The organism is Actinoplanes sp. NPDC026670 (assembly GCF_040638175.1).
GTDB lineage: Bacteria > Actinomycetota > Actinomycetes > Mycobacteriales > Micromonosporaceae > Actinoplanes.
The window spans coordinates 24605-36984 of sequence record NZ_JBEZXU010000095.1 but is presented as its reverse complement, the minus strand read 5'-3'; the positions used below and the strand labels follow the sequence as shown (position 1 = coordinate 36984).

Annotated in this window: 14 protein-coding genes; 5 read left to right on the top strand and 9 right to left on the bottom strand. The window is 71.3% G+C overall.

All coding sequences use genetic code 11. From position 1 onward, the window contains the following. Nucleotides 1–787: 787 nt before the first annotated feature. On the bottom strand, nt 788–1750 hold the full coding sequence (locus AB0E94_RS48310) for a GNAT family N-acetyltransferase (protein ID WP_360342056.1): 963 nt from the start codon (nt 1748–1750) through the stop codon (nt 788–790). Nucleotides 1751–1833: 83 nt separating this feature from the next. On the opposite strand from AB0E94_RS48310, the gene fdxA reads away from it, so the two are divergent. From fdxA to AB0E94_RS48290, 4 genes are all read left to right on the top strand, one after another. Then, a complete protein-coding gene (gene fdxA, locus AB0E94_RS48305) occupies nt 1834–2160 on the top strand; it encodes a ferredoxin (protein ID WP_360342053.1) in 327 nt (108 codons plus the stop codon). After that, the gene (gene dapC, locus AB0E94_RS48300; RefSeq protein ID WP_360342062.1) at nt 2157–3257 is read left to right on the top strand and encodes a succinyldiaminopimelate transaminase; all 1101 of its coding nucleotides are present in this window, start codon (nt 2157–2159) and stop codon (nt 3255–3257) included. Before fdxA ends, dapC begins: the two co-directional genes overlap by 4 nt. Nucleotides 3258–3277: 20 nt before the next feature. After that, complete coding sequence (locus AB0E94_RS48295) at nt 3278–3925, top strand: SIMPL domain-containing protein (RefSeq protein WP_360342050.1); 648 nt, start codon at nt 3278–3280, stop codon at nt 3923–3925. Nucleotides 3926–4061: 136 nt separating this feature from the next. After that, nucleotides 4062–5309 (top strand): DUF4407 domain-containing protein, encoded by a 1248-nt coding sequence (locus AB0E94_RS48290; protein WP_360342049.1) that lies wholly within the window; start codon nt 4062–4064, stop codon nt 5307–5309. A 6-nt stretch (nt 5310–5315) separates the two neighbouring features. Here the strand turns inward: AB0E94_RS48290 and AB0E94_RS48285 are convergent, their stop codons facing one another. The 8 genes from AB0E94_RS48285 to AB0E94_RS48250 all read right to left on the bottom strand — a co-directional run bounded on the left by AB0E94_RS48285 (nt 5316) and on the right by AB0E94_RS48250 (nt 11509). Beyond that, nucleotides 5316–5927 (bottom strand): hypothetical protein, encoded by a 612-nt coding sequence (locus AB0E94_RS48285; protein WP_360342047.1) that lies wholly within the window; start codon nt 5925–5927, stop codon nt 5316–5318. Nucleotides 5928–6247: 320 nt separating this feature from the next. Continuing rightward, nucleotides 6248–6886 carry a hypothetical protein gene (locus AB0E94_RS48280; RefSeq protein ID WP_360342045.1) on the bottom strand — a complete coding sequence of 213 codons (639 nt, stop codon included), beginning with the start codon at nt 6884–6886 and terminating at the stop codon, nt 6248–6250. Next, nucleotides 6883–7347, bottom strand: a complete 465-nt coding sequence (locus tag AB0E94_RS48275; RefSeq protein WP_360342042.1) for a hypothetical protein — start codon at nt 7345–7347, stop codon at nt 6883–6885. The genes AB0E94_RS48280 and AB0E94_RS48275 overlap by 4 nt, the downstream gene beginning before the upstream one ends. Continuing rightward, entirely contained in the window at nt 7340–7834 is a 495-nt protein-coding gene (locus tag AB0E94_RS48270) for a hypothetical protein (RefSeq protein WP_360342040.1), read from the bottom strand. The genes AB0E94_RS48275 and AB0E94_RS48270 overlap by 8 nt, the downstream gene beginning before the upstream one ends. Before the next feature lie 70 nt (nt 7835–7904). Continuing rightward, nucleotides 7905–8474, bottom strand: a complete 570-nt coding sequence (locus AB0E94_RS48265) for a hypothetical protein (RefSeq protein WP_360342037.1) — start codon at nt 8472–8474, stop codon at nt 7905–7907. A gap of 500 nt (nt 8475–8974) precedes the next feature. Continuing rightward, the gene (locus AB0E94_RS48260) at nt 8975–9724 is read right to left on the bottom strand and encodes a methyltransferase domain-containing protein (protein ID WP_360342034.1); all 750 of its coding nucleotides are present in this window, start codon (nt 9722–9724) and stop codon (nt 8975–8977) included. Between the two features lie 97 nt (nt 9725–9821). Further along, nucleotides 9822–10871: a MerR family transcriptional regulator gene (locus AB0E94_RS48255; RefSeq protein WP_360342031.1), complete on the bottom strand. Its 1050-nt coding sequence runs from the start codon at nt 10869–10871 to the stop codon at nt 9822–9824. Nucleotides 10872–10906: 35 nt separating this feature from the next. Next, on the bottom strand, nt 10907–11509 hold the full coding sequence (locus tag AB0E94_RS48250; RefSeq protein ID WP_360342028.1) for a LysE/ArgO family amino acid transporter: 603 nt from the start codon (nt 11507–11509) through the stop codon (nt 10907–10909). Nucleotides 11510–11579: 70 nt separating this feature from the next. Between AB0E94_RS48250 and AB0E94_RS48245 the strand changes: the two genes are divergently transcribed. After that, complete coding sequence (locus AB0E94_RS48245; RefSeq protein ID WP_360342025.1) at nt 11580–12380, top strand: LysR family transcriptional regulator ArgP; 801 nt, start codon at nt 11580–11582, stop codon at nt 12378–12380.

Sequence of the window (12380 nt, the reverse complement as noted above, 5' to 3'; positions counted from 1 at the left end):
TCCTTCGTGATCTAGACAATCCGAAGGATCTGCGGTGGCTGCCTCCTTTGTCCCGGAAGTCCGGTTCATACACCACTTCCGTGGACGTGACCCCGTGCGATGACTTCGCGGCCGGCCGGGCCCTCCCCCGGCCACCGCCTTCGGGCTGTCGCACCGGTCACTCATGTGACCGGGACACCAGGCCGGAATGTCGTGCTCGCAGCAGATTCGGCCCCGGCCGGCCTGGTAGATCTTGCATGGTTCCCCACCTTTGCAGCGATCTTGCAGGGTTCTTCACGTCTGGGTGTGGTTTGTCGTGCAAGGTCTACTGCGCGGGGGAGACCTTGCAGCTTTCTTCCGGTCGGGACGTGGAAAGGGCTGCAAGATCGGCGCGAGGGTGAAGAACCGTGCAAGATCCGCGAGTGCCGAGTGCCGAGTGCCGAGTGCCGAGCGCCGAGTGCCGAGTGCCGGGTGCCGAGCGCCGGGCCACGGATGCCGGCTCACGGATGCCGGGCCACGGATGCCGGGCCACGGATGCCGGGCCACGGACGCCGGGCCACGGACGCCGGCTCACGGACGCCGGGCCACGGACGCCGGCTCACGGACGCCGGGCCACGGACGACGGGCCGTGACGACGGGCCGTGGCGCCGGGCCTCGGGGAGGCGTCGCGGGCGTGGCGACGGGTCGTGGGGAGGCGTCGCTGGCGAGGAGCCGCGAGGGGATGCCAACCGCCTGAGGGCTGTCCTTACTCAAGCTGAGGTGGCTGTGCAGAAGTCTCAGGTGTGCCCGGAGTCCACCAGATCGCGGATCAGTCCCGGGGTGCTTCCCTGGTCAGATAGGTGTGGTGGGTGCTGAAACCGAGCCGCCCGTAAAGCGCGACCGCCGCCGTGTTCCGCTCCTCAACCTGGAGGTAGGCACGGTTGGCGCCGCGCTGGGAGGCCCAGTGCGCCAGCGCTCGCACCACGTGCGCGCCCAGGCCGCGTCGTCGTGCGGCCGGGGCGGTCTGCACCAGCGACACCCCGAGCAGCCGGTCCGGTCCGGTGACCGCGCCGCGGGCCACTGCCAGCAGTCCGCCGTCGGTGTCGCGGACGTGCGCGAAGACCCGGTCCGGCACGCTGTTCAGGATGGTCAGGGCGGCCGCCGGCAGGGTGCCCTTGTGCTCGGCGACCATCGCGTACCAGTCGTCGCCGGCCGCATCGGCCAGGTCGACGGGTGGCAGGTCGGCGCGGGCCGTGGTGGCCAGCATCGGGGTCAGCGGGGCGGTCTGCACCAGGGTCAGCGGGCGGCTCGTCCAGCCCCGCTCGTCGAGGGTCGCGTTGACCGGCGCGGCGAGCGGCAGCGGGGCGTTGATCAGGGGCTGCTGGCCGCGTTCGCCGTACCATTTGACGACCGCGTCGATGGCTGCCTCCAGCGGGCGGTCCGGGTCGCCGACGGCGAGCGCCGAGTTGGCCCGGCCGGTCCAGTTGTCGGCGGCGCGCAGCAGCCAGCCACCGAGCCGGCCGCGCACCGGGGCGGGCCACGCCTCGTCGGCGGCCAGTTCCAGCGCGATCACGGCGGCGGCGTGCGGCCGCCGGGCCGCCGGCACCCGCTTGGCGCGGTGCACTTCGCGCAGCGGCACCCGTAGAGTGCCTTTGTCGGTGGCCAGTGTGAGATCGGTCTCCGTGAGGTCGACTAGCTCACCGAGCGCATCCGTGAAGAGCGTCCGGTCTCCGGATACGCCTACAATTCGCCGTACCACCACCCGGTGTCCCACATCCTGCTGTCGGAGCACGCATTACCTCCCTAGGCGGGAATACTAGGCTCTGCAATTTGTCGTCGGCGGTTCCCGCGGCGTGGCTTTGAAGGGAAAGATCCGTGACCTACATCATCGCTGAGCCCTGCGTCGATGTGCTCGACAAGGCATGCATCGAGGAGTGCCCGGTCGACTGCATCTATGAGGGCAACCGGATGCTCTACATCCACCCCGATGAGTGCGTCGACTGCGGAGCCTGCGAGCCGGTCTGCCCGGTGGAGGCGATCTTCTATGAAGACGACGTGCCGGAGCAGTGGAAGGACTACACCAACGCGAACTACGAGTTCTTCGAGGACCTCGGCTCGCCCGGTGGCGCCTCCAAGGTCGGCAAGATCGACAAGGACACGCCGTTCGTGATCTCGCAGCCTCCTCGCGGGGACGCACACTGAGCGCTCTGTCGTCGGCCCTGCCGGACTTCCCCTGGGACCTGCTGGAGCCGGCCAAGAAGCTCGCCGCGGCACACCCGGGCGGCATCGTGGACCTGTCGATCGGCACGCCGGTCGACTCGGTCCCCGAGCCGGTCCGGCAGGCCCTCGCGGACGCCTCGGACGCGCCCGGTTACCCGCTGACCGCCGGCACACCGCAGTTGCGTGCCGCGATCGCGGGCTGGCTCGCCCGGGAGTGCCGGGCGAGCGGTGACCTCGGGGTGCTGCCCACGATCGGCTCGAAGGAGCTGGTGGCCTGGCTGCCGACGCTGCTCGGCGTCCGGGCCGGCGATGTCGTGGTCATCCCGTCGGTCTGCTACCCGACCTACGAGGTGGGGGTGCGGCTGACCGGCGCCGAGGTGATCCGGTCCGACTCGCTCACCGCGATCGGCCCCGACCCCCGGGTCAAGCTGATCTGGATCAACTCACCGTCCAATCCGACCGGCCGGGTGCTTCCGGTGGAGCATCTGCGCAAGGTCGTCGCCTGGGCTCGCGAGCGCGGTGTCACCGTGGTCAGCGACGAGTGCTATCTGTCGCTGGGCTGGGAGACCACGCCGGTGTCGGTGCTCGACGACCGGGTCACCGGCGGCGACTACACGGGTGTGCTGGCCGTCCACTCGCTCTCCAAGCGCTCCAACCTGGCCGGTTACCGGGCCGGGTTCCTCGGCGGCGACCCCGCCCTGGTCGCCGAGTTGCTGGCGGTGCGCAAACACGCCGGCATGATCGTCCCGGCGCCGGTGCAGGCCGCCATGGTGGCCGCGCTGACCGACGAGACGCATGTGGAGCAGCAGCGCGAGCGTTATGCCGCCCGTCGCGAGGTCCTGCGGTCGGCGCTGGTCAAGGCCGGTTTCGAGATCAGCCACTCGGAGGCCGGTCTCTACCTGTGGGCGACCCGCGGCGAGGACTGCTGGACGACCGTGGACCGGCTCGCCCAGCGGGGCATCCTGGCCGCTCCGGGCGCCTTCTACGGCCCGGCGGCCGCCCAGCACGTGCGGATCGCCATGACCGCCACCGACGAGCGGGTGGCGGCCGCAGCCGACCGCCTGAGTGAGCCGTTCTGACGCAGAGGGAGAGTCTCGCCGTGGACCCGACGATCGTGACAGTCCACGGCGAGGCACGCCGTGAGGTGCCCCCGGAACAGGCCGTCTTCTCGGTGACGGTGTCCGCACGCGACCGTGACAAGCCGGCCGTGGTCGCCCGTCTCACCGAGCGGTCGGCCGAGGTGGGCCGGATCCTCGACGGTTACCGTGCGGCGATCGAGCGCCAGGAGACCGCCGGTCTGCACGTCTACGAGGAGTACCGGCGCCGTGTCGAGCGGAGTGCGACCTACTCCGGCTCGCTGACCACCACGGTCACCGTCACCGACTTCGACCCGCTCGGCGAGCTGCTGGCCCGGCTCGCGTCAGGCGAGTCCATCTCGGTGTCCGGTCCCTGGTGGCAGCTGCGGCCGGGCAGCCGGGCCGGTGCCGACGTGCGCCGGGAGGCGGTCACCGACGCCCTGGACCGCGCCCGGGAGTACGCCGCCGCGGTCGGCTCGGAGCTGGACCGCATCGTGGAGATCTCGGACGCCGAGGCGGCCGGCGCCCACCCGGCGATGATGCGCGCGGTCGGCGGGGCTGCCGAGGCCGAGGACGGCGCGGCCTTCGACCTGGCCCCCCGGCAGCAGACCGTCGAGGCCCGGGTCCTGGTGCGGGCCACCATCACCGAGCCGACGATCCTGCGGCCCTGACCCTGAAGAATCGCCGCCCGGCTCAGGGACAAGCGCCGCCCGGCTCAGAGGAGAAAGCGCCGCTGACCCGGGGAAGCGCCGCTGATCCTGGCCAAAACGCCTACGGGCGGCCGGGGAGTCGGTAAGACTCGGCAGCATGCGCAAGGGCCTCGGGCACCTGCTGCTGCGGGTGGCGAACGTGAATCCCCGAAGTGTCACCACACACTCGGACCGCGTTCTTTATCGATCGATAGGCGTCTTCATCCTGCTCTACTTCGTCTACGCGACGGTGGGCGGCGCCGCGTTCATCGACGCCAGTTCCGGCTACGCCCATCCCTGGTACCAGTGGGTGGTCGGGCCGCTGGTGGCGATCGGCGTGGTCGCCTACGACCGGGCGGTCGTGGGCCGGGTGACGATCAGCTACGAACGGCTGGAGTCGTCGGACCCGCGGCATCTGCTGCGCCCGCCGACCCTCGGCCTCTACCTGGGCCGGCTCAGTCTGGCCCTGCTCTTCGCGATCGTCATCACCGAGCCGCTGATGCTGGCCCGGTACCGCGGCGAGATCGAGGCGCACCTGGCCCGCGTGCACAGTGAGCAGCTCAGCGACCTGGACGCGGGTGGCGCCGTCGCCGGTTACACGGCCCGTCTGGCCGCCCTGCGCGGAGAGACCGCCGCCGACGACACCGCGGTCCGCCGCCTCGTCGACCGGGCCGCCCAGAAACGTGCGGACGCCCGCCAGATGTACCGGCAGGCGCTCGACGACTCGGCCGGCCGTGGTGTCACCCGCAGCCCCGGCTGTCCCCGCAACGGCTACTGCTTCCAGCTGGTCCGCCGGTCCCGGATCCTCGACGACCAGGCCGTCCGGCTGGAACGGCAGGCCGCCGCGCTACAACACGACCAGCGGCAGTCCCGGGCGGCCCGGGCCGGCGAACAGTCCCGGCTGGCCGAGCAGATCAGCGACGAACGGGCCGCCAATGCCGAGGCGGTGCGCGGTGACTCCGGGTTCGGCGCCCGCACCGCGGCGATGTGGCACCTGATCCGTACCGACTTCTGGGGCGTCGGCGTCTTCTATCTGGGCATCGCGCTGCTGATGGTGGCCCTCGACTGTGCGGCGATCGGGCTCAAACTCGTCTCCCGCGGCAACGCCTACGAGCGTGCCGAGGCCCGGGTGGCCCGGCTCCGCGAGCACGAGGCGTCGCTCATGCACGAACGCGAGATCCACGATGCCCGGACGTACGGCGAGGCCACCGCCAAGGTGATCGCCGACGGCATCGAGGCGGCCTCCCACGACGGGCGCCTCGCGCGCGCCGCCACCGACCGGGCACGGCACGTCCTGCACGATGCGGTGGTCGTCGACCCGGCCCGGATCGAGCGGCCGATCCCGCGTCACCGCATCAACGTCTGAAAGACCTCATGGGCGTACGGCCTTCGCCCGCACCGGAACCGTGTACGTCGCCCCCTGGCACGAGGTGTCACCGCCGGCCCGTACCGCCAGAGCGCCGTTGAGAATGAACGCGCCCACCGTGTTGCGCGGCACCTCCCACGACACCGCGAACATCGGCTGGGTGAACTCCACCCGCGGCTCGGCGCAACCGGCGTCCCGGTGGACGTCGTCGGCGACCGCCGGTCCCTTGCCGGGCAGGATCTCGGTGATGTGCACCGGCACCTCGTGCTGGTTGGTGACGGTCACCGTCAGGTTTCCCGGTATGCCCGGCCGCAGTGGCCGCCCGGGATCGGAGATGGCGGTCAGCGACACCTCCACGGTGGTTCCGGCCGTCCAGTCCTCGGCCGCCGCCGGATCGTTGAACCGCCAGTAGGCCCAGGCCGCGCCCGCGTTGGCGAGCAGCGCCGCGATCGCCGCGGCGCTGAGGATGAGCCGGGCCCGCTTGTCGAACCGCCGCCGCCTCGTCGGATGCCGGACCTCCCAGGTCGGCTCCTCGTGCTCGGCGGCGTCGAGTTCCAGGTGCGAGGGCATCCGGGTGTCGCTCTCGGTGAATCCGGGCAGGGTGTCGCGCCGATTCACGAAGCGACTCCGAGGGTGGCCGCCGCGCGGGGATCCCTTGGTTCGGGCATGCGGCTCGTTCCTCCTTGAGGGCCGGTGGGAAAGATGCCGGGTTCGGCGCTCATATAACGTTCCCCGACGCGGATGTCCGATGTGATCGGTTTTCCGTCCGCCCTTCCAGCGCATAAATCGGACAGGTCTGCCGTTACGGCTTACCCCTGCGGGGTGATGAAATCGACCGTCCGGCCACCTCCCGCCGGACGATCGATTTGCCCGGCAGCCGCCCGGACCAGCCCTGTCGCTCTATGCCTGCCGCCGCACACCCATCGGCCATGACGCACCTACCCGCCGGCCGTGACCTCCGCGCTGCCCGTCGCCACCGGCGATGGAGAAATCGAGCCGGAGGGCGAGGCGGAGGGAGAGGCAGAGGGGGACGCCGACGGTACGGGTGCCGTCGCCTCTGCCTTCTCCACCGGCCCGGTCGCGCCGTCGTTCACCGGGCCGCCTCCGCTCGTCCGATCGCCCGCCGTGGCGTGCGTCGGCCCGGTGCCGGCGGGCTTGCCCGGCACCCGGATCGGGTCACTCGCCGGGCTCTCCGGCCCGGTCCACCGGGAGCCGGCGATCGCCCGGACCGTGTAGGTCACCTCGCTCCCCGGCTTGGCCCCCGCATCCGTGCAGCTGAACACGGATGCGGGGGCCCGGCAGGCCTCCGCCTGGGCCTTGCCGGTGCGCCGGGTCACCACATAGCCCTCCACGGGGTGCCCGGACGCGAACCGCACCGCCGCCCACTCCACCCGCGGGACCCGGGTGGTGGCCGTGACGCCGGGCTCAGCCATGGTGGGCATCGACGCGGCCGCGAGCGTGCCCCGGCCGTTCGTCAGTTCCACCCGCCAGCTCGCCCATGCGGTGATCCCGCTGCCGACAGCGACAGCCGCGAGAGTCCCGGCCGCGACGGTCAACGCCGCCGTCTGCCGCCTCACCGTGCCACCCGGTCGGCGCGGGCCGAGAAGGCCAGCCGAAAGGTCGCCCGCTGGCAGGCGTCCGCGACCGTGTCCGGCATGGTCACCTCGAACTCTCCGGCCGTCCTCCGCCCACCGGCCGGAACGATCAGCGGCAACCCACCCCGATAGCTCCCGATCACCAGGTTGGCCGGCGTCGGCTTGCATCGCGACTTCGAACTTCCGGTGACCCGGGCGTCCACCTGCCGGATCCGGATCGCGAACGGATACGGGTTCGCGATGGTCACCCGTGTGCGCCGGACGGCGCCCGGATGAAACTGCTCCATCGGGCTCCCGGTCACCGTGAACGCGAACGCGGCGCGTTCGGCGAGGTCGACTTCGGATTCTTCGGTACGCCAACCGGCCGCGACCCACGCACAGGCGAGGGCCGTCCCGGCGGCCGCGATCCGGCGGACCGTCCGCAGTTTCGGGAAGTCAGTCAACACCGCTCCTCCCACTGGCGGTGAGCGGAATACCGAACGTCGCCCCTTGGCACGCCGAGTCCGACTCATTGGTCATCTGGATCGCGTCGAGCAGCAGAAAACTCGCACTGGACCGGGCCGGCACCGGCAGGGACACCGCGCTCCGGCCCCGGGTCGGTGAGACACCACTGTTGACGCAGCCCGCAGCGCGATGAGCGGCGTCCACGGTGACCGGGCCGCTTCCCGCGTGTACTGCGGTGACGACGACCGGAAACGGGTTCGGGTTCTCGACCGTGACCGTGAGGTCGGTCCGTGCCCCCGGGTAGAGCGGCTTGTCCGGGCGTGGGCGGGCGGTCAGTCGCAGGTCGATCGCGGAGGATGCCGTAATGGAGGAGCTGCCGCCACCGGTCAGCCGCCATACCGCCCAGGCGGCCCCGCCGGAGACGACGAGTGTTCCGGCGACCGCCCCCGCGACCAGCGCTCGGCGCTGCGAGAGTGCTTTCAGCACGATCAGGCTCCTATCCGCGAAGGCTACAACGGTGGGAGAGAGCGCCGCGCCCGGCGCTCTCTCCGCGGAATCACGGGATGGCCGGCGGGGGGTTCGGACCAACCGGGCCGCCGGTGGCGGGGGTGGTGCCGCTGTTGGCAGACAGAGCCACGGTGATCGGGAAACTCGCGCCCTGGCAGTCGTCGTGAGCGTTCTCGATCATGCGCAGGGCGCCGGTGTAGTTGATCGCCGAAGTTCCGTTGTTCGCGCCCACCTTGGCAGGCACGACCAGCGTCGCGGCGGCTGGCAGCTGCGCCTGGCTGTTGACCGTCACGTTGGCCGCGAGACAGTTGGCCTCGTTGGTGGAGTTGCCGACGGTGAGGACGATGCCGGTGATCCGGACCGGGAATGGGTTCGGGTTCTCAACGGTGAACGCGACGTCGTTCGTGCTGCCGGGGAAGAAGGCCGGGGTCACGGTCACGTCGTCGCCCGGGCCGGCAGTATTGATGTCCGTGAGAATGAGGCCCTGAGCGCTGCCTGCGGTGGCTGCACCTGAGCCGCCACCGCTCAGGAGCCAGGCTGCGTAGGCTGCTCCGGCTCCGCCGACGGCCACGACAGCGGCGGTAGCGATGGCGGCGGAGCGCTTGGTGAACTTACGCATCGAAATATTCCTCCTGGAACCGGGTCAGCGTGCGGTCACCCCGGAACGAGTCACGAGCGACTACTCGGGGTGCACGTCGTTAATCGGATGTCACCGGGGCCCACAAGGCCTCCCGGCGCTGCGACAAAGATGGCGGACCCGTCCCAAGCCGACGATCGTCCGTACCGTTCACCTGTTGCATGCGAGACGGCGGCGGTTCCGGGCCGTCCCGGCTACCCCGTTCGCGTGAAGCCGGCCGCCGCACCGATCACCGGGCACCGTGGTGAAGATCGATGAAACAGGTCTCCACCAGCATCGATGTCCACGATGCACCGGATGCGCGGGTTGGCAAGCCCGAGCCGGGCTCGGATTGCCGGAAAACCCCCAGGGCGATGGTCGAAACGTGAATCAATCGGCCCCGAAGGCACCGAACCGGAGCAATTCTCGGAACAATTTCCGGCCCGCGGACCCGAATGGGTTAGTTGCCTGACAGCATCATTCCCCTGAAAGAGGCTTGATGCTTATGCCTCTGTCGGCCGCTCGGCCCGGACGAGGAACCTGTGTGCCCGCGCCGTGAATCCGCCCCGGGCCCGGATCGTCGCCGCCAGACGGGCGAGCTCCCGTTCGTACCGCAGCGGGGTGAAGTCTCTGATCTGCCATGGCACCGACCGCAGCTGATGGACCACCGCGGCGATGTCGTGGAACGCGAGGAGCGGATGCTCCTCGCGCACGTCGGTGACCCGCAGCCCGGCCGCGCGCAGCGCGCCGACCGCGACCTCGGCGTCCCACCGGCGCGGATGCGGGGGTGGGGCGCCGAGGGCGGTGTTGAGCTCGGCCAGATCGTCGCTGCCGACCTGCTGGGTGAGCAGAACGCCGCCGGGCTTGAGCAGGCGGGCGATGTCGGCGGCGGGGAGCCGTCCGTGCCGGCTGAGGACGAGATCGAACTCGTCCTCCTCGGACGGCAGCTCGGTCTGCACCGCCACCCCGAACGGAGCGAGCCGTTCGCGGGCGGCGGGGGTGTTGCGGGCCCAGGTCTCCACCGCGACGGTGCGCGGCGGGAGCGGGGCCAGCTCGGCGAGCAGCTCGCCGCCGCCGGTGTCGAGGTCGAGCACGCTGTACGCGCGGCGCACCAGAGGACGGGCCAGGTCGAGGTACGACCAGGACGGCTCGGACGCCACGGCCAGGCCGTCCAGCCAGGCGAATTCCCACCCGGTCATGGAGGCGCCGGTAGCCGCGGCGTTGAGCTCTTCCTCCTGCCGGTTTGTGCGCACGCCTGCGAAGGTAGCCGGGCTTCCTGTCCAGCAGCGACTCGATCCCACCGCCTTTCCAGGACCGGTGCCGGACTGTGGCTGAACGGTTACCTACCTCTCAGTGGCGGACCGGCATGAGGAGTGAGAAATGAGACGCCGATCCCACCGGGCGGACGATCAGCGGGCGGACCGGGCCGTCGAGCTCGAGTTCGAGCTGGCCGGCGGCGCCGGCGTCGAGGGCCTGCAACAGGAACTCCCGGTTGACCGCGACATGCGACTCGGTGTCGGCGGCCCATTCGTCGGCGCCGGCGAACCGCAGCCGGCCGGACGGGTCGAGGCCGAGGACCGACACCGGGTACGGCCGGCCCTCGTGCTCACGGTCGATCACCGGGGCGCCGGCCAGCAGGTCACGCAGCTCGGCCGCGTCGACGGTGACCGTCGAACCGGGCGGCGGGAGCAGCCGGCGGTAGTCCGGGAAGTCCATGTCGACGGGCTTCCCCTCGACGGTCCGGTCGCCGGCCCGGGCGGAGATCAGGCCGCCGGTGAGGTCGACCGTGATCGAGCCGGCCCGGATCCCGTGCAACTCCTCGGCCAGCTGGTACGGCAGGAACAGCCGGGCCGGCGAGCCCTCGACCACGGCCGGGGCGGTCGCCGCGGCCAGCCGGTAACGATCGGTCGCCACCACGGTGACCGCGCCGTCACCGGTCTCGAACAGCACACCGGGCGGGAGCGGGTCGGTCGCGCCCTCGGCGGCGAACAGCACGGCGCCGAGGGCCGCGGACAGGTCGGCGGCGGGCAGGGTGATCCGGGTCATCAGGTTCTCCTCCAGGTCGAGCAGTGTGTGCAGGCGGAGGAGCTCACGCTTGGCGTCGGCGAGACCGGACTCCAGCCGGACCAGGTGGTCGTGCAGCTTCACCCGTACCGCTGAAGGGTCTTGACGGAGGTCTCGCACCGCCGCCGCGATCTCAGCGACCGGCATGCCCACCCGCCGCAGTCCGGCGATGAGCCGGGCGGCCCGGATCTGCTCGGACGTGTACCGGCGGTAGCCGGTCGCGGGATCCACCGCGGCCGGGACCAGCACGCCCGCGCTGTCGTAGAACCGCAGCGCGCTGATGCTCAGACCACTCGCCCGGGCCGCCTCGCCGATGCCCCGCATGTCGCTCCCCACGTCGGTAGACCCTGGTGTCTCGACCTGATCGAGAGTCAAGCCTGCACTATCAGGGTCACCCCGAGAACTGCCATGACCAGCGCGATCGACCCGTCCAGCACCCGCCAGGCGGCGGGCCGGGCGAGCAGCGGGGCGAGCCGCCGCGCGCCGACGCCGAGCGCGGCGAACCAGATCAGGCTGGCCGCCGCCGCGCCGAGACCGAACGCCCAGCGGCTGGCGTGCTGCTGCGCGACCGAGCCGAGCAGCAGCACGGTGTCCAGGTAGACGTGCGGGTTGAGGTAGGTCAGGGCGAGGCAGGTGAGCAGGGTGGCGCGCAGCGTCGCCGGGGCCTGGGCGGCCGGGTCGAGGGCGGCCTGCGGGCGCAGCGCGCGGCGGGCGGCCAGGAACGCGTAGCCGATCAGGAACGCGGCGCCGGCCCATCGGATCGCGGTGATCAGCGCGGGTTGCGCGGTCAGGACCGCGCCGAGGCCGGCGATGCCGGCCGAGATCAGCGCGAGGTCGGAGAGAGCGCAGGTCAAGACCACGGGGAGTACGTGCTCCCGGCGCAACCCTTGGCGCAGGACGAACGCGTTCTGCGCCCCGATGGCGATGATCAGCACGGCGGACGCGACGAACCCGGCGATGGCGGAGGAGAGCATGCCCCGACGCTACGGCCGGTCCTGATGCCGCTCCAGCTAAACATTTTGACGATGGATTAGTTTTGCTTACGTGGATCAGGTGCAGCTGGCGACCTTCCAGGCCGTCGTCGAGCAGGGCAGTTTCGAAGCGGCGGCCCGTGCGTTGCATGTCACACCGTCCGCGGTCAGCCAACGGATCAAGGCGCTCGAGCAGACCGTCGGCCAGGTGCTGGTGCGCCGCGCCAAACCGTGCACGGCCACCACCGCCGGCCAGGGACTGCTGCGCTTCGCCAACCAGGTGACGCTGCTGGAACGCGAGCTCCTGGGCGCCGACAGCGTCCGCATCTCGGTGGTCGTCAACGCCGACTCGCTGGACAGCTGGTTCCTTCCGGTGCTCACGAGCGTGCCCGGGGTGCTCTTCGAGATCCACACCGACGACCAGGAGCACACCACCGAGCTGCTGCGGTCGGGCACCGCGATGGCCGCGGTCACCTCCGAGCACGTGCCGGTGCAGGGCTGCCGGGTGGAGAGACTGGGCGTCATGCGCTATCTCGGGGTGGCCGCGCCAGGCCTCGACGAGTCCGCGCCGACGCTGCTCTACAACCGCAAGGACCGCCTCCAGCACCGGTTCCTCGGCCTGGACCGGGACCCGCCGATCCACTACCTGCCGGCCACCGCCGCCTTCAACCGGGCCCTGCTCATGGGGCTGGGCTGGGGCATGCTCTACGAGCAGGAGGCACGTCCGCACCTGGAGGCCGGCCGTCTCGTCGAGATCCGCCCCGGCCGGCACCTGGACATCCCGCTCCACTGGCAGTGCTGGCGGATCTCCTCCACAGCCCTGGAGACACTGACGGCCGCCGTGCGCACGGCGGCCGCCCAGGCATTGCGATGA